Origin of the sequence: Arthrobacter sp. BB-1 (genome assembly GCF_006151685.1) — a bacterium.
GTDB lineage: Bacteria > Actinomycetota > Actinomycetes > Actinomycetales > Micrococcaceae > Arthrobacter.
This window is the reverse complement of sequence record NZ_VDEV01000012.1, coordinates 68,570-87,577: the sequence shown is the minus strand read 5'-3', so window position 1 is coordinate 87,577 and position 19,008 is coordinate 68,570. Positions and strand designations below refer to the sequence as shown.

19 protein-coding genes are annotated in these 19,008 nt (G+C 65.2%); 10 read left to right on the top strand and 9 right to left on the bottom strand.

The window, feature by feature from the left end; genetic code table 11:
- Positions 1–3: 3 nt before the first annotated feature.
- The gene (locus FHJ30_RS06650) at positions 4–651 is read left to right on the top strand and encodes a GNAT family N-acetyltransferase (RefSeq protein ID WP_139028514.1); all 648 of its coding nucleotides are present in this window, start codon (positions 4–6) and stop codon (positions 649–651) included.
- Between the two features lie 74 nt (positions 652–725).
- Here FHJ30_RS06650 and FHJ30_RS06645 read toward each other — a convergent pair whose 3' ends face one another.
- Together FHJ30_RS06645 and FHJ30_RS06640 are read right to left on the bottom strand one after the other, a co-directional pair.
- Complete coding sequence (locus FHJ30_RS06645) at positions 726–2,144, bottom strand: PhoH family protein (protein WP_139028513.1); 1,419 nt, start codon at positions 2,142–2,144, stop codon at positions 726–728.
- Between the two features lie 239 nt (positions 2,145–2,383).
- Positions 2,384–3,145, bottom strand: a complete 762-nt coding sequence (locus tag FHJ30_RS06640; RefSeq protein WP_139028783.1) for an isoprenyl transferase — start codon at positions 3,143–3,145, stop codon at positions 2,384–2,386.
- A 152-nt stretch (positions 3,146–3,297) separates the two neighbouring features.
- Here FHJ30_RS06640 and FHJ30_RS06635 point away from each other — a divergent pair, with 152 nt between their 5' ends.
- The gene (locus tag FHJ30_RS06635; protein ID WP_240793622.1) at positions 3,298–4,044 is read left to right on the top strand and encodes a hemolysin III family protein; all 747 of its coding nucleotides are present in this window, start codon (positions 3,298–3,300) and stop codon (positions 4,042–4,044) included.
- A gap of 58 nt (positions 4,045–4,102) precedes the next feature.
- On the opposite strand, the gene FHJ30_RS06630 is transcribed toward FHJ30_RS06635, so the two are convergent.
- On the bottom strand, positions 4,103–4,447 hold the full coding sequence (locus FHJ30_RS06630) for a hypothetical protein (RefSeq protein WP_139028512.1): 345 nt from the start codon (positions 4,445–4,447) through the stop codon (positions 4,103–4,105).
- A gap of 163 nt (positions 4,448–4,610) precedes the next feature.
- Complete coding sequence (gene mca, locus FHJ30_RS06625) at positions 4,611–5,516, bottom strand: mycothiol conjugate amidase Mca (RefSeq protein WP_139028511.1); 906 nt, start codon at positions 5,514–5,516, stop codon at positions 4,611–4,613.
- A gap of 125 nt (positions 5,517–5,641) precedes the next feature.
- Here mca and FHJ30_RS06620 point away from each other — a divergent pair, with 125 nt between their 5' ends.
- Together FHJ30_RS06620 and greA are read left to right on the top strand one after the other, a co-directional pair.
- Positions 5,642–6,094, top strand: a complete 453-nt coding sequence (locus FHJ30_RS06620; protein ID WP_139028510.1) for a DUF4307 domain-containing protein — start codon at positions 5,642–5,644, stop codon at positions 6,092–6,094.
- 176 nt (positions 6,095–6,270) lie between these two features.
- Positions 6,271–6,765, top strand: coding sequence for a transcription elongation factor GreA (gene greA, locus FHJ30_RS06615; protein WP_104997209.1), 495 nt, complete (start codon positions 6,271–6,273; stop codon positions 6,763–6,765).
- A 72-nt stretch (positions 6,766–6,837) separates the two neighbouring features.
- Here greA and FHJ30_RS06610 read toward each other — a convergent pair whose 3' ends face one another.
- The 4 genes from FHJ30_RS06610 to FHJ30_RS06595 are packed head-to-tail and all read right to left on the bottom strand — an operon-like array spanning position 6,838 to position 11,039.
- Positions 6,838–7,455, bottom strand: coding sequence for a rhomboid family intramembrane serine protease (locus tag FHJ30_RS06610; protein WP_139028509.1), 618 nt, complete (start codon positions 7,453–7,455; stop codon positions 6,838–6,840).
- A gap of 8 nt (positions 7,456–7,463) precedes the next feature.
- The gene (ilvA, locus tag FHJ30_RS06605) at positions 7,464–8,702 is read right to left on the bottom strand and encodes a threonine ammonia-lyase (protein ID WP_139028508.1); all 1,239 of its coding nucleotides are present in this window, start codon (positions 8,700–8,702) and stop codon (positions 7,464–7,466) included.
- A gap of 3 nt (positions 8,703–8,705) precedes the next feature.
- Entirely contained in the window at positions 8,706–10,040 is a 1,335-nt protein-coding gene (locus FHJ30_RS06600) for an AI-2E family transporter (protein ID WP_171058948.1), read from the bottom strand.
- 39 nt (positions 10,041–10,079) lie between these two features.
- Positions 10,080–11,039, bottom strand: a complete 960-nt coding sequence (locus FHJ30_RS06595; RefSeq protein WP_139028507.1) for an aldose 1-epimerase family protein — start codon at positions 11,037–11,039, stop codon at positions 10,080–10,082.
- Between the two features lie 103 nt (positions 11,040–11,142).
- Between FHJ30_RS06595 and galT the strand changes: the two genes are divergently transcribed.
- Both galT and galK read left to right on the top strand, forming a co-directional pair.
- Positions 11,143–12,297 carry a galactose-1-phosphate uridylyltransferase gene (gene galT, locus FHJ30_RS06590; RefSeq protein WP_139028506.1) on the top strand — a complete coding sequence of 385 codons (1,155 nt, stop codon included), beginning with the start codon at positions 11,143–11,145 and terminating at the stop codon, positions 12,295–12,297.
- Complete coding sequence (galK, locus tag FHJ30_RS06585) at positions 12,294–13,481, top strand: galactokinase (protein WP_139028505.1); 1,188 nt, start codon at positions 12,294–12,296, stop codon at positions 13,479–13,481. The genes galT and galK overlap by 4 nt, the downstream gene beginning before the upstream one ends.
- A gap of 94 nt (positions 13,482–13,575) precedes the next feature.
- Here the strand turns inward: galK and FHJ30_RS06580 are convergent, their stop codons facing one another.
- On the bottom strand, positions 13,576–14,487 hold the full coding sequence (locus FHJ30_RS06580) for a Bax inhibitor-1/YccA family protein (protein WP_139028504.1): 912 nt from the start codon (positions 14,485–14,487) through the stop codon (positions 13,576–13,578).
- A gap of 359 nt (positions 14,488–14,846) precedes the next feature.
- On the opposite strand from FHJ30_RS06580, the gene FHJ30_RS06575 reads away from it, so the two are divergent.
- The 4 genes from FHJ30_RS06575 to FHJ30_RS06560 are packed head-to-tail and all read left to right on the top strand — an operon-like array spanning position 14,847 to position 18,945.
- Complete coding sequence (locus FHJ30_RS06575; RefSeq protein ID WP_139028503.1) at positions 14,847–16,130, top strand: branched-chain amino acid ABC transporter permease; 1,284 nt, start codon at positions 14,847–14,849, stop codon at positions 16,128–16,130.
- A 9-nt stretch (positions 16,131–16,139) separates the two neighbouring features.
- Entirely contained in the window at positions 16,140–17,108 is a 969-nt protein-coding gene (locus FHJ30_RS06570; protein ID WP_139028502.1) for a branched-chain amino acid ABC transporter permease, read from the top strand.
- The gene (locus FHJ30_RS06565) at positions 17,105–18,175 is read left to right on the top strand and encodes an ABC transporter ATP-binding protein (protein WP_139028501.1); all 1,071 of its coding nucleotides are present in this window, start codon (positions 17,105–17,107) and stop codon (positions 18,173–18,175) included. The genes FHJ30_RS06570 and FHJ30_RS06565 overlap by 4 nt, the downstream gene beginning before the upstream one ends.
- Positions 18,172–18,945 (top strand): ABC transporter ATP-binding protein, encoded by a 774-nt coding sequence (locus FHJ30_RS06560; RefSeq protein WP_139028500.1) that lies wholly within the window; start codon positions 18,172–18,174, stop codon positions 18,943–18,945. The genes FHJ30_RS06565 and FHJ30_RS06560 overlap by 4 nt, the downstream gene beginning before the upstream one ends.
- The last annotated feature ends 63 nt before the right edge of the window (positions 18,946–19,008 follow it).

The window sequence follows — 19,008 nt, the reverse complement described above, 5'->3', positions numbered from 1 at the left end:
CTGATGATTCCACTGAACGACGTCTGGCCGCTTTTCGGCCTGCGGCTGACCACACCACGCCTTGAACTCCGCCCCATCCGGGACGAGGACATCCCGGCGGCCGTCGAAGCCGCCCGCAGCCGCATCCACGAGCCCGGCCTGAACCCGTTCAGCACCCCTTGGACCGAACTTCCTGCCGATGAACTCGGCCCGAACATGGCCCGCTGGTACTGGCGCTGCCGCGGTGAATTCACACCCGAATCCTGGACCCTGCTGCTCGGCATTTGGCACGAGGGCGGGTTCATCGGCTGCCAGGACATCGGTGCCAAGGACTTCGCCGCGCTCAAGACCGTCTCCACCGGGTCGTGGCTGAAGCAGTCCGTACAGGGCCGCGGCCTCGGCAAGGAGATGCGTGCCGCCGTCGTCCTTTACGCCTTCGACTGGCTGGGCGCCGAAGTAGCCGAGTCCGAAGCGGCCCTTTGGAACGAATCTTCCATCGGCGTCTCCCGCTCCCTCGGCTACGACCTGAACGGCGTGACCCGCAAAGCGTGGGGCCCCAAGGTTGAGACCGTCCAGCACGTCCGTCTCACCCCGGAGACGTTCAAACGCCCCGACTGGGAGCTGCGGGTAGAAGGCCACGAAGCAGCAGTGAAGTTCCTCAAGGCCACCTGAGTCCGTTTCCTCGGCTGGGTTCGTTCGGGGGCCGTGGCCCGGCAAACCGGCCACGGCCCCCTTGCTTAGGCGGCTTATCCTTCGAGCAGTTCTGTCACCAGTGCTGCGATCGGCGAGCGTTCGGAGCGGGTCAGGGTGATGTGGCCGAAGAGCGGGTGTCCTTTCAGGGTTTCGACGACGGCGGCGATGCCGTCGTGGCGTCCGACGCGGAGGTTGTCGCGCTGGGCGACGTCGTGGGTCAGGACGATCTTCGAGTTCTGGCCCATGCGGCTCATGACGGTGAGCAGGACGTTCTTTTCCAGGGACTGGGCTTCGTCGACGATCACGAAGGCGTCGTGGAGGGAGCGTCCGCGGATATGGGTGAGGGGCATGACCTCGAGCATGCCGCGGTCCATGACCTCCTCCACTACTTCCTGGCTGACCAGTGCGCCGAGGGTGTCGAAAACCGCCTGTGCCCAAGGGTTCATTTTTTCGGACTCGGAGCCGGGCAGGTAGCCCAGTTCCTGGCCGCCCACGGCGTAGAGGGGACGGAACACGATGACCTTGCGGTGCTCGCGGCGTTCCAGCACCGCTTCCAGGCCCGCGCACAGGGCAAGTGCGGACTTGCCGGTGCCTGCCCTGCCGCCGATGGAGACAATGCCGACGGCGGGATCCATCAGCATGTCGATGGCCAGCCGCTGCTCCGCGGACCGTCCGTGGAGCCCGAACACGTCGCGGTCACCCCTGACGAGCCGGACCTGCTTGTCTGCGCCCACCCGGCCCAGCGCGGAACCGCGGTTGGACAGCAGCACCAACCCGGTGTTGACCGGCATCTCTGCGGCGGCGGGAATGAAGACGGGCTCATGGCCGTACAGCGTGGAGATCTCCTGTTCACCGACCTCAACTTCGGCGACGCCGGTCCAGCCTGAATCCTTCACCAGCTCGTTGCGGTATTCGTCGGCCGTGAGGCCCATGGCGGAGGCCTTGACGCGCATCGGAAGATCCTTGGACACCACGGTGACGTTGCGGCCCTCATTGGCGAGGTTCTTCGCCACTGCGAGGATCCGGCTGTCATTGTCACCGCTGCGGAATCCCAGCGGAAGGACGTCCGAGGAGATGTGGTTGAGCTCCACCATCAGGGAGCCGCCGTCCTCACCGATGGGGATGGGCTGGTTGAGTCCGCCGTGCTTGACCCGGAGGTCGTCCAGGAGCCGGAGCGCCTTCCGGGCGAAGTAGCCCAGTTCCGGATCGTGCCGTTTAGCTTCGAGTTCCGTGATGACCACCACCGGCACAATCACCTCGTGTTCCGCAAAGCGGAGCAGCGCACGGGGGTCGGAGAGCAGGACGGAGGTGTCAATGACGAAGGTGTTAATGGTGGCTTCCCTTCCGGAGACAGCAAAACCGGCCGCAGCATTTTCTGCCGCACCGGTTTGTGTGGTGGCTCGCATGGCGCGAGAGGTAGCTTTCTCTCCCTGGTCGAAAAGGACCTCGGGCAGTTGTTCAGAAGTAGCCACATCGACTCCAGCCCCGGGCGCCAGCCCGGATTTGTTATTGGTGAGGCGGCTCGGCCACGAGGCCGGGTCCGGCCTCCCATACAACCGGTGCGATGCTTCGCTCCATGTACTGGCCTCCCCGATCAGCCGGCGGTTTTGCCTGCTGATGGATATAACGTAAATCCACGCCAAGTAATTTCCGCAACCATTACGCGGCGATTCCTGTTGCGGGACTGTGAACTCGTAATTAACCGGACATGTCAGGAGCCGAAGCGGCGCTGCCGGCCAGCGTAATCGCGGAGGGCGCGCAGGAAGTCCACCTTGCGGAATGCGGGCCACAGGGCCTCACAGAAGTAGAACTCGCTGTAGGCGCTCTGCCACATCAGGAAGCCCGAGAGCCGCTGCTCACCCGACGTGCGGATCACGAGGTCCGGGTCCGGCTGGCCGCGGGTGTAAAGGAACCGGGAAATGTCGTCCACGCAGAGGTCGTCCGCCAGTTGCGAGATGTCCGCTCCCCGGGCTACGGCGTCGTGGAGGAGCTCGCGTACGGCGTCGACGATCTCCCGGCGGCCGCCGTAACCCACGGCCACGTTGACGTGGATCTTCTCCTTGACGGGCGTCCGCGCGGTCAGTTTGTTGAGCCGTTCCGCCAGATAGTCCGGAAGGAGCTCCGGCGCGCCCATTGCGTGGACGGAGATGTTGGCGTCCTCGTCCAGGCGGTCAAGGGTGTTGGCGATAATGCCCATAAGCAGGTCCAGTTCCTCACTGGACCTGTTCATGTTGTCCGTGGACAGCATGTACAGGGTGACCACCTTGACCCCAAGCTCCTGGCACCAGCCAAGGAACTCGTGGATCTTGTCTGCGCCCGCCTGGTGGCCCTGGCTGGTTGGCGCATTGAACTGCTTCGCCCAGCGGCGGTTGCCGTCCACCATCACGCCGATGTGGCGGGGTATCCGGTCGCGGGGAAGGTCCTTGAGCAGCCTGCGCTCGTAGAAGCCGTAGAGGAACCCGGGCAGCTCCACGCGCTCACTCACCTGACTTCCTTGCTCTACCTACTTGCCACATCCTAGGCTACCGTCCGAAGCGGCCAGGACCTGCCGGCGTTCGCTGCAACACCCTCCAGCGCCCTACCTACTCACCGGTAACTTACTGCGCCGTAGGTTATTCTGGGAGCATGAACAGCGACACCCCGGACGCCCCGCGGACGCCGCACCGCAAAGAGAGCAGCAGCGCGGAGGCCGGCCACGAAACGAGCGCGGTGGACGAGGCCGCCGTCCGGCTGGCCGAGCTCCTGATGATCAAGCCGAAATGGCGGGGCTGGATACACACAGTCACCGCGCCGCTCGCCCTGATGGCTGGAATCGTATTGGTGGTGCTTGCCCCCACGACGGACCGCAAAATCACGTCCGCCGTTTACGCGGCCACGGGCGTCCTCCTGTTCGGAGTGAGCGCGGTGTACCATCGCGGCAACTGGTCGCCCCGGGTGAAGATCGTCCTCAAGCGCCTGGACCACACGAACATCATGCTGGTGATCGCCGGCAGCTACACGCCGCTGGCCTGGACCCTGCTGGAGCCGCCCCAGGCGGTCCTCCTGCTGTGGGTCATCTGGTCCGGGGCCATCCTCGGGGTACTGTTCCGGCTGCTGTGGACGGATGCCCCGCGCTGGCTCTACGTACCCATCTACATCGCCCTGGGCTGCGGCGCACTCTTCTACCTGCCGCAGTTCTTCCAGGCGAGCATTCCGGCCGCTGTCCTCATCTGCGTGGGCGGCATCCTGTACATCACTGGCGCTGTGTTCTACGCGCTGAAAAAGCCGAACATCAGCTACCACCACTTTGGCTTCCACGAGCTGTTCCACGCCTTGACCGTGGTGGCTTTCGCGGCGCACTTCACGGCCATAGCCATGGCTGTCCTCAGCTAGCCGGCCGCCCCTGGCGGAACCGGGGGCGGCTACCCGCGCCGCGGCAGGTGCCGCTGTGTCAGTGGCGCTGGTCCCCCTGCACGGGCCCGGTCCCGCCGTCGGACGTTCCATGTACGGTGCCAGGCCCCTGCCCGCCGGACGCACGCTCGGCGGCGTCCGCCGCCTCCACGTCGGCAGCGGCCGCGGCCGCCAGCCGGTCCTCCTCCGCCTGCGCGCGGTACCGCACCCTCCGGATGCGGCGCACCATGTCCACGATCAGCAAGGTGGTGGCGATGACGAAGAAGGCCGTCATGATGAACCCCCACAGCCCCGGGGTTACCTGGTCCTCGGAGATCCCCTCACGCAGCGTGGGCGAAGGCAAGGGCGTAGGGGTGGTGGCCAAAGTGAGGAGCAGATAATGCACGGTTGTATACCTTCTGTGGTGCGGGTGGCAGCGGCCGCGGCCGGGACGGCGAGGCGCCGGGCCCTATTCTTCTAGGCGGCAAGCTTCTACAGGATGTGTCTTCGACGGATGTTTTCTTTTGTAAGACGCATCTTCTACGGGGCATAGAAATTGCCGGTTGCTTCTATCTTAGCCCCGCGAACAGGTCCCGCTCGGGGAGCTCCGAGGGAACCCTGGAGTGGATCAGGGAGTAGTCCTCCCACGGCCAGGCCCGGCGCTGCATCTCGGGCGAGACGGCAAAAAAGAACCCCAGCGGGTCCACCTGGGTCCGGTGGGCCCGGAGGGCGTCGTCGCGTACTTCGAAGAAATCCCCGCAGTCCACCTGGGTGGTGGTGGGATGGGTGGCGGGAGGCGGAGTGTGGCCCTCGGCGTCCGATTCCAGCCAGGCTGCCAGTCTTTCAGCGTACGGAGACTGGAGGCCGGCCTCCTCCAGGGCAAAATGCAGCGCCCGGAACCGCTCCGGACTGAATGCCCTGTCGTAGTAGAGCTTGCTGGGTTCCCAGGGCTCACCTGCGTCCGGGTAGCGGGAGCCGTCACCGGCGGATTCGTAAGCTTCCACTGCCACCCGGTGGGCCATGATGTGGTCCGGATGGGGGTACCCGCCGTTTTCGTCGTAGCTGAGGATGACGTGCGGCTTGAAGGACCGGACCAGCCGCACCAGGGGTGCCGCAGCGTGGTGCAGGGGCAGAGTGGCGAACGACCCGGCGGGAAGGGGCGGAAGCGGGTCACCTTCGGGCAGGCCCGAGTCCACGAAGCCCAGCCACCGCTGCCTGATGCCCAGGATGGCCGCTGCCCGTTCCATTTCCAGGCGCCTGGCGCCTGCCATGTCCCGCTTGGGGTGCGGTTCACCCTCGACTGCAGGGTTCTGGATGTCCCCCCGGGAGCCGTCGGTGCACGTGGCTACCAGGACGTCGACGCCCGACGCGGCGTATTTGGCCATCGTCGCAGCGCCCTTGCTGGACTCATCGTCCGGGTGGGCGTGGACTGCGAGCAGCCGTAGCGGCGCCGGTGAGGTGCTGGACGCTGTCATCGAAGGACGGCTCCTTGTTCTTTTCTGCTGCCTGTGGGCGCTGGACGGATTACTTGGGCGGGCGGACGCTGACCCGGGGCTGGGGCCAGCAGGCCTCCGCCCGGAAAGGGCACTAAACTGGTCTGGTGACTTCCCCGGACCAGCCGGCCCAATCCGCGCCCGCAGACACTAGCCTAGCCAATCGCTATGGTGCTAAAAAGCGCACGCTCAAGCCCGGCGCCAGGCGCGCCATCGGCGGGGCGGCGCTGGCCGCAGGAATCGGGTTCCTGGCCTGGGTTTCCACCTCCCAGTCCCTGTCCGACGTCTCGTTCAAGGACATCGGCTACAGCACCACCGACGCCACGCTTGCGGAGGTCGACTTCCAGGTGACGCGGGAGCCCGGAACCGCCGTCAAGTGTGCGGTCAAAGCACTTGATGCCAAGTTCGCGGTGGTGGGGTGGAAGGTCGTGGACATTCCGCCCGCACAGGCCAACGGAACAGCCGACGGCGGCCGCACAGTCGCGCAGCGGGTGGCCGTACGCACGGAATCGCTTTCCGTCTCCGGCGTTGTGGACAGCTGCTGGGCTGCCGGCGCGTAAGCCAGGGCCCGGAAAAGACGGCCGGAGCATGTGACGTGCACCGCTTCCTTGTTGGGTTAACTCCAAGGGATTGACTACAATGGAGGCATACCTTTACCCCGCTGAGCTGGTTACTGTTCCACAAGTGGCCACCGTGGCGGGGTCTTTTGCATGTAGGACCACTAGAGGAGAAGTCCGTGTCTACCACCAACAGCGCAGCTGCAGCCTGGCTCACCCAGGAAGCTTTTGACCGCCTGAAGGCAGAGCTGGACCACCTTTCCGGCGCTGGCCGGGCAGAGATCGTCCAGAAGATTGAAGCAGCCCGGCAAGAGGGTGACCTCAAGGAGAACGGCGGCTACCATGCAGCCAAGGAGGAGCAGGGCAAGATCGAGGCCCGCATCCGCCAGCTGACAGCGCTGCTCCGCGACGCCCACGTCGGCGCGGCCCCCGCGGACGACGGAATTGTGGAGCCCGGCATGATCGTCGTCGCCAGGATCGCCGGAGACGAAGAAACTTTCCTGCTCGGTTCCCGCGAAATCGCCGGCGATTCCGATCTTGACGTGTTTAGCGAAAAGTCGCCCCTGGGGGCCGCCATTCTTGGACACAAGGAAGGCGAAACCCTGAGCTACGTGGCACCCAACGGCAAGGACATCAAGGTGGAGATCCTCTCCGCCAAGCCTTACGCTGCATAGCCGTCCTGTTTCGAGGAAACGCCGGCCGCCCCGCAAGGGACGGCCGGCGTTCCGCTTTTAAGCGGCAGGAACCTAGGGCGGGCCCATGACCCGGGTGCGGCGGCGAAGCAGCAGGGCGGCCACCACTCCCCCGGCCGCCCCGCCGAGGTGCGCCTGCCACGAGATCGATCCCGCCACGATGGGCAGGATCCCCAGCAGGATGCTCCCGTATCCCATGAAGAGGACCACGGCCAGGAGGATCTGCCGCCAGCTGCGGTTAATGAATCCCCGGACCAGGAGGAAGGCAAACAGGCCGAAGACCAGGCCTGACGCGCCCACGGTGATGCCGCCGTCGCCAATCAGCCAAACGGTGAGGCCTGAGCCCAGCCAGCTGAAGGCCAGGGCAGTCAGGAATACCCGGAGGCCCGAGAGGAACACCAGGAAACCGAAGATGATCAGCGGCAGGCTGTTGGAGAGGAGATGGTTCAGGTTCGCGTGCAGGAGCGGGAAGGTGAAGATGTCCAGCAGCCCGTCGGCGCTCCTGGGCCGGAGTCCGAACGTCGCGTTGAGCGAGCGCAGCATCACCATGTTGAAGAGTTCGATGACAAAGAGGAGCACCACGAAGCTGCCCAGTACCAGCAGCCCGCCCTTGGCCCGGGCAGCAACCGTCCGCCGCTGCCCGAAGCTTCCGTTTCCCGTCAGTCCGGCCACGGAGCGTCCTAGTGCACCACAATGGGCTGGAAGCCCTCGGCACGGAGGGCGCTGAGCACCTGTTCCCCATGCTCGTGGCCCTTGGTTTCCAGGTTCACCGTGATGGACACGTCCCCCATGCTGATGGAGCCGCCCACCCGGGTGTGGTCCAGGCCGGTGACGTTGGCATCGTTCTCCGCGATGATCCTGGCGATGGTGGCCAGGGAACCGGGGCGGTCATCGAGCATCATGCGGACGGTCATGTAGCGCCCGGCCGCGGAAAGTCCCCGCTGGATGACCTTGAGCATAAGCATGGGGTCGATGTTGCCGCCGGAAAGGACCACCACCGTGGTTCCCGGGTTCTCGATCTTGCCATCCATCAGCGCTGCCACGCCAACCGCTCCGGCCGGCTCCACCACCATCTTGGCCCGCTCCAGCAGGAAGATCAGCGCACGCGCCAGGGAGTCTTCGCTGACCGTCACCACATCATCCACAAGTTCGCGGATGATGCTGAAGGGCAGCTGCCCGGGCCGGCCGACGGCGATGCCGTCAGCCATGGTGGAGACCTTCTTCAAGGGCACCAGGGCATCGGCGGCGAGGGACGGAGGATAGGCGGCGGCATTTTCGGCCTGCACCCCGATGATGCGGATGTTCCGCCCCAGTTCCTTGGCCCTGGCCTTGATGGCGACGGCGACCCCGGCCAGGAGCCCGCCGCCGCCGACGCCCATGAGGATGGTGTCCACGGTGGGAACCTGCTCGAGGATTTCCAGGCCGAGTGTGCCCTGGCCCGCGACGACGTCCACGTTGTCGAAGGGGTGGACAAAAACGGTTCCCGTCTCGTTGCTGTAGCGCTGGGCCTCCGCGAGCGCCTCATCCACGTTGTGGCCGTGCAGGATTACTTCGGCGCCATGGCTGCGGGTGGCGGCCAGCTTGGGCAGCGCTACGCCGAGCGGCATGTAGATGCGGGCCTTGATGCCCAGGCTCTTGGCCGCAACGGCTACCCCCTGGGCGTGGTTGCCTGCCGAAGCGGCCACCACTCCGCGCTTCTTTTCCTCGGGGGAAAGCCTTGCCATGCGCACGTACGCGCCGCGGACCTTGAACGATCCGGCCCGCTGGAGGTTTTCGCACTTGAAGTAGACATTCCCGCCAACCATGGCCCCAAGGGCGCGGGATGATTCCACCGGTGTCCGCGCAATAATCCCGTCGAGCAGCTTCTGCGCCTCCAGGACATCGTCCAGCGTGACGGGAAGGGTTTCAAGGATGTTCACGGACTATTCTCCTCTGGATTCGGCCCCGGCGCCCCCATCCGCAGCGGGAGGGGCATCAGGTTGTTCTGCTGTTGTGCCGGCGGCGGCGCCCTTGCCGCGTTTGAGTGCTGCGGGCGGCTGGACATCCCGGATGGTGTTGTCCACTCCGGCGCCCGCCGTCAAAGGCTCTCCGGTCAATGCCGGCACTTGTTCATGTTCCCACGTTCTGGCGGCGATGTAGCGAATGGCAGTGTTTGCGACGGCGAGGATGGGCACCGAGAAGAGGGCGCCCGGGATGCCGGCAAGGTAGGACCCCGCGGCCACCGAAAGGATTACCGCCACCGGGTGCAGGGCCACGGCCTTGCCCATGACGAGCGGCTGGAGGATGTGGCTTTCCAGCTGCTGGACGAGCAGCACGATGCCGAGCATGATCAGGGCGTTGATGGGGCCGTTCGCCACCAGGGCAAGGAGGACTGCGATTGCGCCGGTCACCAGGGCGCCCACGATCGGGATGAAGGAACCGATGAAGACGAGCACGCTCAAGGGAAGCGCCAGGGGGACGCCGATGATCGCGGCGCCCACGCCGATGCCCACAGCGTCAACGAACGCAACAAACATCTGGATCCGTGCGTAGCTGACCATTGATGCCCAGCCCTTGCGCCCGGCCCCGAACGTTGCCGCCCTGGCCTTCCTGGGGAGCAAACGGACCAGGAACGCCCAGATCCGGTCCCCCTCCAACAGGAAGAAAATCAGGATGAACAGCGCCAGGATGAGGCCGGCGGCAAAGTGCCCCGCCGTACTCCCGAAGGACAGGGCCCCGCTGACAATGCTGCTGGTGTTGCTTTGCAGGGCGGCGGTGGCCTCCTTCAGGTACTGGTCCATCTGGTCCGCCGTGACATGGAGCGGCCCGTCAGCCAGCCAGTCCTGGATCTGCTTGACGCCGGTGAGCGCCTCGGACCAGAGTTCGCCGAACCCCGCGACCAACTGCCTGCCCACCAACGCCAGGGACCCTGCGATCAGGCCGATGAAGCCCAGCACGGTGATGGCAACAGCCAGCCCGGACGGCAGCCGCTGTTTCTTGAGCCATCCCACCACCGGACTCAGGAGTCCCGCCAGCAGGGCAGCCACCATCACCGGGATGATCAGGAAGCTGATCCTGCTCAGCAGCCAGACCAGCGCACCTCCCACCAGGAGGATCAGGCCCACTCGCCAGGCCCAGGACGCCGCGATCCGCACGCCGTAGGGTATGTCCCGGTCCAGTTCACGGTCCGCAAGGACCCTCAGGGGCTGGTTCGTGGCAGGCAGTTGCCGGCCTGGCGAAGGGCTGGGGGAGGTAGCGGCATCCTCTGCTGGCGTCATAGCCTAATACTTCCCCAGCCGCGGCCTATTCGGAAACCGCTACCCTTCGCTGCCCGGAGTGTAGTCAATCCCCCACTCGATGGTGAAGGATTCACCGGGGTCCAGCCAGCGCAGGCCATCACCGGAGTTGAAGGCGTTGGCCGGCCCGGTCATCGGTTCAACGGCCACCGCCCGGCTGCGTCCCGGGTACTCCGTGCTGACGAAGACGTGGACATACTGGCATGCTTCGTCCTGCCAAAGGCTCACCTGCCGGCCGTCCGTTGCCGCGAGCGTGTGGCGCGCTTTCCCCGCTTCGAAGTGCAGGCCCGTCAACGCCACGTCCACCGCGAGCGCCGCGATGTTCAACCCCGCCCGAAAGTCTGTATCCCCCTGCACCGGTGCGGTGCTGCGCGGGATGAGGCGTTCGTCGGCAACCAGGCGCGTGCCAGCAGCAACGGTCAGCACCAGCTCCTCGACGGGCGTATCGCCGAGCCGCAGATAAGGATGGGCGCCCAGGACGAAGGGCGCGGGCTCCTTGGCATCATTGAGCAGGGTTTGGCGGACCACCAGCCCCAGGTCCTCCCCGAGCTGGTACTGCACGCGGTGCCGCACCAGGAAGGGGTACCCGTGCTGCGGAAAGATGGTGGCCTCCAGGGTGACGGAGTGCTCCGACTCGTCCACAAGGGCATAGGCCGAATTGCGCAGCAGTCCGTGGCTGGCGTTATTCCTGGCCACCTCGGTGATGTCCAGTTGCTGCTTTTTCCCGTTCAGGAACCACTTGCCGTCCTCGACGCGGTTGGCCCAAGGAGCCAGGGTGATGCCTGCGGCGCCCGGTGCGATCTGGTCGTCGCCGTAAGTCTCGGTCAGGAGCGTTCCTCCCCTGGTGAAAGACCGCAGGCCGGCGGCAAGCTCGGTGACCACGGCCAGGGCATCGCCCCGGCGGAGCTCATACTGCCTGCCGGTGGCACAGCCCCGCAGGGCGGGCGCGCTGTTGGATTCATGGGGAGAACTGGAAGTCATGGGCAACACCGTACCCCGGCCGGACCCCTGCCGGCAGCACCCGCTGATGTTAGATTTTGTTGTTAACTATTCTTTTTTGATCGAACGTGTCACACTTTTTTGCATGACAGCTATCACGAGCACCAGGCTCTCCGACGGCAGGGAGCTCATCTATTTCGACGACGCCGCGACTCCCAAGCCGCGCTCCGCCGAATTCACCACGGACCACCGAGGACTCCCCCCGCGGGGAGAACCGGGCGAGATCCGCTACGACGCGCTGGCGGACGAATGGGTTGCCGTCGCGGCGCACCGGCAGACCCGCACCCACCTCCCGCCTGCGGACCAGTGCCCTATCTGCCCCACCACCCCCAGCAACCCTTCTGAAATTCCGGCCTCAGACTACGACGTTGTGGTGTTTGAAAACCGCTTCCCTTCGCTGGGCCCTGCGCTGGGACCGATACCGGACGAGCCATCCTGGGGTACCAAGGGGCCGGCGTACGGGCGCTGTGAGGTAGTGGCGTTCACCCCCTTACACACCGGATCCTTCAGCGAACTGGGCGAGGAGCGGTCCCGCACCGTCATCGAAGCCTGGGCGCAGCGCACGGAGGCCCTGAGCGCGCTGCCCGGAATCAAACAGGTCTTCCCATTCGAAAACCGCGGCGCGGACATCGGCGTAACACTCCACCACCCCCACGGCCAGATCTACGCCTACCCGTACATCACCCCGCGCGCAGGCGTCCTCGGGGCCGCGGCACGAAGGTTCTACGATGCGAAGGGCGGCACCGCCACCCTCACCGGCTCCCTGCTGCGTTCCGAGCGGGAAGACGGCAGCAGGATGGTCCTGGAAGGGGAGAACTTCAGCGCGTATGTCCCCTTCGCCGCCCGGTGGCCGCTCGAAATCCACCTGGTGCCCCACCGCCAGGTCCCGGACCTGGCGGCGCTGAGCGGTGAGGAGAAGGACGAACTCGCTTCCGTCTACCTCGACCTCCTCCGGCGGGTGGACGGCCTCTACCCCACGCCCACCCCGTACATTTCCGCCTGGCACCAGGCTCCCCTGGATCCGGTGCTGCGGCCCGCCGGCTACCTCCACCTCCAGCTGACCTCCCCCCGGCGGGCGGCCGATAAGCTGAAGTACCTGGCAGGATCGGAGGCGGCCATGGGCGCCTTCATCAATGACACCACCCCGGAAAGCGTGGCCGAGCGTCTCCGCGCGGTGACCCTTCCGCCTTCCACGACCCCCGCTGTCCCGGCAGCTGCACCTGAAGGAGCCCACGCTTGAACTCCGCACCAGATCCCCTGACCGCGAGCGCACCTGCCGGGACCGAGGACCTGGCGGCACGGTTTTCGCGGGAGTTCGGCAGCGCTCCAGACGGAATCTGGCAGGCCCCGGGGCGGGTCAACCTTATCGGCGAGCACACAGACTACAACGAAGGCTTCGTCCTGCCCTTCGCCATCGACCGCACTGCCCGGGTGGCCATCAGGGTCCGCCCCGATTCCTCGGTGCGCCTTCTCTCCACCTACGGCGACCAGGGCCTGGTGAGCACCACGCTGGATTCGTTGGAGCCGGGCTCAGCCAAAGGATGGACCAAGTACCCCCTCGGCGTGATGTGGGCCCTGAAGGAACGTGGCGTCACTGTCCCGGGCGTTGACCTGCTGCTGGACTCAAACGTCCCCCTGGGTGCGGGGCTGTCCTCCTCCCACGCGATCGAATGTGCTGTCATCTCGGCGCTGAACGACCTGGCCGGGGCGGGACTGGAGGCCCAGGAAATGGTGCTGGCCACACAGCGTGCCGAAAACGAATTTGTCGGCGCTCCCACGGGGATCATGGACCAGTCCGCCTCGCTCCGCGGGTCGGAGGGCCACGCAGTCTTCCTGGACTGCCGGGACCAGAACGTACGCCTGGTTCCCTTCGAGACGCGGCCGGCGGACCTGGTGATGCTCGTGATCGACACCAAGGTCTCGCACTCGCATGCCGACGGCGGTTACGCCTCCCGGCGCGCATCCTGCGAACTCGGCGCGGAGGTGCTGGGGGTCAAGGCGCTCCGTGACGTGCAGATGGGCGACCTGGAGGAAGCCAGCGGCCTCCTGGATGAAGTCACGTTCCGCCGCGTACGCCACGTGGTCACGGAAAACGACCGCGTGCTCCAGACCGTGGAGCTCCTCGCAAACCAAGGGCCTGCCGCGATCGGTCCCCTGCTGGACGCCAGCCACGCGTCCATGCGGGACGACTTTGAGATCTCCTGCCCCGAACTGGACCTGGCAGTGGATGCATCCCGCGCCGGCGGCGCCATCGGTGCCCGGATGACCGGGGGCGGGTTTGGCGGAGCGGCCATCGCACTCACTCCCGTGGCACTGGAGCAAAGGGTGCGTGACGCCGTCGCCACGGCATTCGCGGATGCCGGCTATAAGGCGCCGGACATCTTCACGGTCTCACCCGCGGCCGGGGCCCGGCGCATCGCCTAGCACCTGCCGGAGTGCGGTTAACAGTTGAGGGCCCCACCGGATGGTGGGGCCCTCAACTGTCAGGAACGTACGACGGCGGCAGCCGCCTGGTGCGTTATTCGTCCCCGCGCAGGATGGCCAGCAGGCGGATGATTTCGACGTAGAGCCATACCAGCGTGACCGTCAGGCCGAATGCGGCCGTCCAGGAGAAGCGCTGGGGAGCGCCGCTGCGGACACCCTCCTCGATGCTGGTGAAGTCCATGACCAGTGAGAATGCCGCGAGGCCGATGGCCAGGATGCCGATGACGACGCCGATGATGCCGCTTCGCAGCCCGAAGGGTTCCGTGGTCAGGCCCGTCATCATCATGACGAGGTTCACCACGGAGAACAGTGCGTAACCAACCAAGGCGATCATGAAGAACTTCATGGCCTTTGGTGTGGCGCGTACCTTGCCGCTCTTGAAAAGGAGGAGCGTCACGGCGAAAACGGACAGCGTGCCGACGACAGCCTGGAGCCCCACTCCCGGGTACATGGTGTCCAGGACGCGGGTGAGCCCGCCCAGGAAGAGGCCTTCAAGGCCTGCATAGGCAAGGATCAGCGCCGGTGACGGCTGCTTCTTGAAGGTGTTGACCAGCGCAAGGACGAACCCGCCGAGCGCACCGACGATCATCAGCATCGAGGCCAGCCCCAAACTGACAGTCAACGTGACAGCCGCACCCAGCACAACAAAGCCCAGGCAGGCAGCCGTCTTGACGATGACGTCGTCGAACGTCATCCTGCCGGTGTCCGCCGGACCCGCAGCAGGCTGGCTGTACATCTGCCGCAACTGCTCGTCGGTCATGGGCTGCTGTCCGTAGCCCTGCTGGCCGTAAGGGGCCTGGCCATACGGCTGCTGGCCGTACGATGCCTGCCCGTACGGCTGCTGGCCGTAGGGCGCGTGTCCGTAAGGAGCCTGCGGGACAGGCGGTGCCTGGGTGGCTCCACGGAAGTTCTTTCCGTTGAAGATCGGGTTGCCGCCAAGTGCCATTACTGGATTCCTCCGTTGGGGATGTGTTGAAACCTTAAGGTTTACGGTACCAATTCTCACGTAATTGCACCTCTGAAAGTTCCCCGCCCCCAGGCCGGCCACGGAGTTGTTATCCGATCGCTACCATCGGCGCCTGAACCGCGGCATACCGCGCACCGTCAGCGCTGTAGCATAAGCCAAGCAGGGTGACGGACCTCACACACGTGGCGGGGTGCCGGCACGGCACCATCCTATCCCTGTATCCGTTCGCAGCGGCTGCAATGGCGCAGCCGAGACCGCCCCCCAAGTGGAGGTTTTTCAATTTGAGAAGTACACCCCAAGGCCGGCCGGCCGGAGGACGCCGCGGGTTGCTGAGATTAATGGGAGCCATTAGCGCATCCATCCTGGCGATCCTTCTCGTGGCAGCACCGGCATCGCAGGCCACTTCCCCGTCTCCGACACCATCCCCGTCGAACCAGACATTCCAAAACAACATCAGCGGATTCCTCCGTGATGACACCCGCGCACCCCTGGCGGATGTGACCATCACGGCCAAGAAGGACGGCTTCACCGGTACGGCCAAGTCGTCCGCGAACGGAGCCTGGAACATCGGGGTGCCCGATCAGGGCACCTACACCGTTGAGCTGGACGAATCGACCCTTCCCGAGGGGATCAAGCTGGCTGAAGGCCAGGAAAACCCACGCCAGGTCACCTTCAGCCAGACCTCGAACCTGTCGGTCATCTTCGCCTTTGGCAAGGGCATCGTGGTGCAGCAACAGGACTTCGGCCAAAACCTGCTCAACCGCCTCGTGGCCGGCCTGAGCTTCGGCCTTCTCCTTGCCCTCGCCTCGGTGGGTCTTTCCCTGATTTTCGGTACCACCGGCCTGACCAACTTCGCCCACGGCGAGATGGTCACGTTGGGTGCAGTGCTCGTGTTTGCCTTCAATGCCGTCGGCCTTCCCTTCTGGCTGGCGATCATCCTGTCCCTCCTGGGCGGCGGCCTGTTCGGATATGCCCAGGACAGGGGGCTGTGGCGGCCACTGCGCCGGCGCGGCACCGGCCTGGTGCCCATGATGATCGTCAGCATCGGCCTTGCCCTCGCTGTCCGGTACGTCATCCAGTTCTACTTCGGCGGCGCCACCCAGCAACTGCCGTTCGCGCAGAGCCCCGAAATCCAGCTGGGGCCGGTATCCATCTCGCCCAACAATCTCTGGTCCCTCGGAATCAGTGCGGTGGTGATCGCCCTGATCGGCATCGTGCTGCTGAAGACCAGGCTTGGCAAGGCAACCCGTGCAGTAGCCGACAACCCCGCCCTTGCAGCCGCCTCAGGCATCGACGTCGACTCCGTCATCCGGATCGTCTGGATCACGGGCGGCATGCTGGCCTCCCTGGGCGGGATCCTGTGGGCCTACTACCGTCCAGGCGTCACCTTCGACATGGGCTCGGCCATCCTCCTGCTGATCTTCGCCGGCGTCACCCTCGGCGGCCTCGGTACGGTCTTTGGCGCCCTGATCGGTTCCGTCATCGTAGGTATCTTCGTGGAGCTGACCACCGTGTTCGGCCTCGCTGCGGACCTTAAGTACGTAGGTGCCCTGTTCATCATGATCGTTGTCCTATTGTTCCGGCCGCAGGGAATCCTGGGCCGGCGCGAGCGCGTGGGTTAGGAGACAGCCATGGACTTTGGATTCATTCTTGCCAGCGCTGCCGGTGAAATTTTCAGCCCGACGACGGCGGCTTACGCCCTTGCTGCGCTCGGCCTCGCCGTACACTTCGGTTACTCCGGCCTGCTGAACTTCGGCCAGGCCGGCTTCATGGCGGTGGGAGCCTACGGCTTCGCAATCTCCACCCTCACCTTCGGCGTCCCCTTCTTTGTGGGACTGCTGATCGCCATCATTGCCTCGGCGATTTTTGCCCTGCTTCTCGGTATTCCCACCCTGCGGCTCCGGGCAGACTACCTCGCCATCGTGACCATCGCAGCGGCGGAAATTGTCCGGTATATCGTCACCACCAACCAGCTCACCTCGGTGACTGGATCAGCCAACGGGCTGGCGGCCTTCGAAGGCGGGTTCTACGCCATGAACCCGTTCCCCGATGGCTCCTACTTCGGCATGAACAACCGTGACTTCTTCATCCGCGTGGTGGGCTGGGCACTGGTTGCCCTCTGCTGCACCCTGGTATGGCTGCTGATGCGCAGCCCGTGGGGACGCGTCCTCAAGGGCATCCGCGAGGACGAGAACGCTGTCCGTTCGCTGGGCAAGAACGTTTATGCCTACAAGATGCAGGCGCTCATTATCGGTGGCGTCCTCGGCGCACTCGCCGGCATGGTCTTCACCCTCCCCCGCGGAGCGGTGCAGCCGGCCAACTACGGCACGGAGCTGACGTTCTTCCTCTATACGTGCCTCCTGCTGGGAGGCCTTGGCACCGTGCTCGGACCGGTCATCGGCGCCATGATCTTCTGGGTTGTCCTGTCCCTGACCCAGGGCATCCTGTACGGCCTGATCGAGTCGGGGGCCATCACGTGGCTGAATACGGTCCAGGCCGGGCAGCTGCGCTACATCCTGGTTGGCGTCGCCCTGATGCTGCTGATGATCTTCAGGCCCCAGGGCGTCTTTGGAAACAAGAAGGAGCTGGCGTTCGCATGAGCATGCACAGCGAAGAACCCGCAGCCGCCAGTGAGGCTGGCGTGGACTACATGACCGACACCCGGCCCATCGCGGCGGGTGAAGCAGCACCCGGCTGCAAGAAGCGTGATCCTATCGTCGTGGCGGAGAACGTGACGCGCAGTTTCGGCGGTATCAACGCCGTGGATGTCGAGTACCTCGAAATCCCCCGCCACAAGATCACGGCGCTCATCGGCCCCAACGGCGCAGGCAAAACCACCCTCTTCAACCTGCTCACCGGCTTTGATACGCCGAACACCGGCAAGTGGCAGTTCGAAGGCAAGAGCCTGGCCGGAGTGTCCCCCTACAAGGTGGCGCGGATGGGCATGGTGCGCACCTTCCAGCTCACCAAGGTCATGGGCAAGCTGACCGTCATGGAAAACATGCGCCTCGGCGCTGCCAACCAGCCCGGCGAACGGCTTTCCAAAGCGCTGTTCAAGGGCATGTGGGGCGGGCGGGAGAAACAGATCACCGACGAAGCCAACGTCCTGCTGGAGAAGTTCAAGCTCGACGCCAAAAAGGACGACTACGCGGCGTCACTCTCCGGCGGCCAGCGCAAGCTCCTGGAGATGGCCCGGTCCCTCATGGTGCGGCCCAAGCTGGTGATGCTTGACGAACCCATGGCAGGCGTGAACCCGGCCCTCACCCAGTCGTTGCTGGACCACATCAAGAACCTCAAAGCCGAAGGCATGACCGTCCTGTTTGTGGAACACGACATGCACATGGTCCGCCACATCGCCGACTGGGTGGTGGTCATGGCCGAGGGAAAGGTTGTTGCGGAAGGCCCGCCCGGTGAAGTGATGAAGAACCCCGCAGTCATCGACGCCTACCTGGGCGCACACCACGACGTCGACCTCGGTGACTCCGAAGGCCTCAAGGAGCTGGCAGCAGAACTTGTGGCGGACGAGGAATCGATCGTCGGAACCGAAAATGCGGGCATCATCTCGCTCGACGTTGTGGCCAAGGAAGCGGACGAGGACCGCCCGGACGGGCCCCACGGCCGCCACGGCAGCACGGACACAGGCAACACAGGGAAGGACAGCCAATGAGCAGCACCAGCGCGGCACCGGCCGCACAGCCCGTGAGTGACAGCGGGTCCGTCGTCAAGGTCACCGACCTTGTTGCGGGCTACCTGCCGGGAGTGAACATCCTCAACGGCTGCAGCATCGAGGCCCGCAAAGGCGAACTGATTGGCATCATCGGCCCTAACGGTGCCGGCAAGTCCACCCTCCTGAAGGCCATGTTCGGCCTGGTGAAGATCCATTCGGGCACGGTGGTGGTCCGCGGCCAGGACATCACCGGGCTGAAGGCGAACAAGCTTGTCAGCCGGGGCGTGGGCTTCGTCCCGCAAACCAACAACGTGTTCGCCACGCTGACCATCGAGGAAAATCTTCAGATGGGCATGTTCCAGCGGCCCAAGGATTTCGCCGAACGGTTCGACTTCGTGGCCGGCCTCTTCCCGGAACTTGCCAAGCGGCGCTCGCAGCGTGCCGGCTCGCTCTCCGGCGGCGAACGCCAGATGGTGGCCATGGGCCGCGCCCTGATGATGGATCCTGCCGTGCTGCTGCTTGATGAGCCGTCCGCAGGCCTCTCCCCCGTCAAGCAGGACGAGACCTTCCTGCGCGTCCACGAGATCAACCGCGCAGGCGTCTCGGTGATCATGGTGGAACAGAACGCCCGGCGCTGCCTGCAGATCTGCGACCGCGCCTACGTCCTGGACCAGGGCCGGGACGCCTACACCGGCACCGGCCGCGAGCTCATGAAGGATCCGAAGGTGATCCAGCTCTACCTCGGAACCCTGGCGGACACCGTCGAGTAATTCCCACCGCCACACAAAGGAGCCCCCGTCCAACAGGACGGGGGCTCCTTTGTGTGTCAGGAA

What these genes read in the sequence shown, in the direction of transcription:
- FHJ30_RS06650 (WP_139028514.1), top strand. Translation starts at nt 4, where the DNA reads ATGATTCCACTGAACGACGTCTGGCCGCTTTTCGGCCTGCGGCTGACC.
- FHJ30_RS06635 (WP_240793622.1), top strand. Translation starts at nt 3,298, where the DNA reads ATGAACAGCGACACCCCGGACGCCCCGCGGACGCCGCACCGCAAAGAG.
- mca (WP_139028511.1), bottom strand. Translation starts at nt 5,516, where the DNA reads ATGACAGCGTCCAGCACCTCACCGGCGCCGCTACGGCTGCTCGCAGTC.
- FHJ30_RS06600 (WP_171058948.1), bottom strand. Translation starts at nt 10,040, where the DNA reads ATGACGCCAGCAGAGGATGCCGCTACCTCCCCCAGCCCTTCGCCAGGC.
- FHJ30_RS06595 (WP_139028507.1), bottom strand. Translation starts at nt 11,039, where the DNA reads ATGACTTCCAGTTCTCCCCATGAATCCAACAGCGCGCCCGCCCTGCGG.
- galT (WP_139028506.1), top strand. Translation starts at nt 11,143, where the DNA reads ATGACAGCTATCACGAGCACCAGGCTCTCCGACGGCAGGGAGCTCATC.
- FHJ30_RS06580 (WP_139028504.1), bottom strand. Translation starts at nt 14,487, where the DNA reads ATGGCACTTGGCGGCAACCCGATCTTCAACGGAAAGAACTTCCGTGGA.
- FHJ30_RS06575 (WP_139028503.1), top strand. Translation starts at nt 14,847, where the DNA reads ATGGGAGCCATTAGCGCATCCATCCTGGCGATCCTTCTCGTGGCAGCA.
- FHJ30_RS06570 (WP_139028502.1), top strand. Translation starts at nt 16,140, where the DNA reads ATGGACTTTGGATTCATTCTTGCCAGCGCTGCCGGTGAAATTTTCAGC.
- FHJ30_RS06565 (WP_139028501.1), top strand. Translation starts at nt 17,105, where the DNA reads ATGAGCATGCACAGCGAAGAACCCGCAGCCGCCAGTGAGGCTGGCGTG.
- FHJ30_RS06560 (WP_139028500.1), top strand. Translation starts at nt 18,172, where the DNA reads ATGAGCAGCACCAGCGCGGCACCGGCCGCACAGCCCGTGAGTGACAGC.